General features: G+C 51.2%; 1 protein-coding gene and 1 pseudogene. Both read left to right on the top strand.

Translation table 11 applies throughout. The annotated features are described in order from the left end of the window. Positions 1-461: hypothetical protein (locus N5D61_RS26415; protein WP_279894761.1), on the top strand; the 461-nt coding region annotated here is incomplete at its 5' end. A gap of 96 nt (positions 462-557) precedes the next feature. Then, a pseudogene (locus tag N5D61_RS26410) lies at positions 558-945 on the top strand (glycine betaine ABC transporter substrate-binding protein); the annotation flags it as partial.

Genomic DNA, 945 nt, shown 5'->3' with positions numbered 1-945 from the left:
GGGACGAGGTGCATGAGGATTTTTCGGGCGTTTATCGTGACGTAACATTTGGCCAAGAATATACAGTCTTGGAGGAGCTGAAGCATTTTTCGTTGAGAAATACAGTTGATGAGCGTTATTTTTATGTAACTGTTGGTAGTTCTGCGACTTTGGGTTCAGGTCTTCAAAAATTTCTATTGCAAAGTGCTGAAGTTAAATTCAATACTGGCTGGAAGAAGGTCAAGATGCAATTTGTCCTGAGTGCGAATTGGGGCGTTGGTCCAGCCAATTATGGAAGGGTTACTTTTTATGATCAGGCCAGGCGTGTGTTAGCGACCTGTCAGACAAGAGCACTTGTCGATCTTACTCCGGACACAGTGGAATATACGGCCCCAGAAGGCAGCTTTATTGGCTACGCCATATTTGGGTGCGCGAATTCAGGCAATGCCATAAGGGTTACCGATATGAGAATGTCTAAGTAAGCTATCGACGGGTCTGAAGGTGCTAATAATTGGACTCTAGCGCCGCCTTTAGCAAAAAAACTGGGGCTATCCCGTAAAACCAGCCCATGGCCGCCGGGATCATTGTGGCAGAGCATTGCCACCAGTAAGCTGTACATGATGCTGTCCGCCTGGCTGCCCGTTACCCACGGTGGAAACCGGGCCAAGAACAAGCACAAGGCCACCGACCACGGTCCGAACTTCCAGCACGCGAACACCGGCCTGATCGCCGGACGACGTCACAGCCAGCTCCTTGGCCGATCTGAAGACCGATGCTTCCTTCAAGAAGACGATTGTCGGCATCGACGCCGGTTCAGGCGTGATGATCAAGACCGATCAGGCCATCAAGGATTACGGCCTGGAGGGCTACAAACTTCAGGCGAGTTCCGGCGCCGGTATGATTGTCGAGCTGACCCGCGCTGAAAACAAGAAAGAATCCATTGCCGTCACCGGTTGGGTGCCGCAT

This window comes from Pseudomonas sp. GD03842, assembly GCF_029841165.1.
Taxonomy (GTDB): domain Bacteria; phylum Pseudomonadota; class Gammaproteobacteria; order Pseudomonadales; family Pseudomonadaceae; genus Aquipseudomonas.
This window is presented reverse-complemented; position numbering and strand designations above follow the sequence as displayed.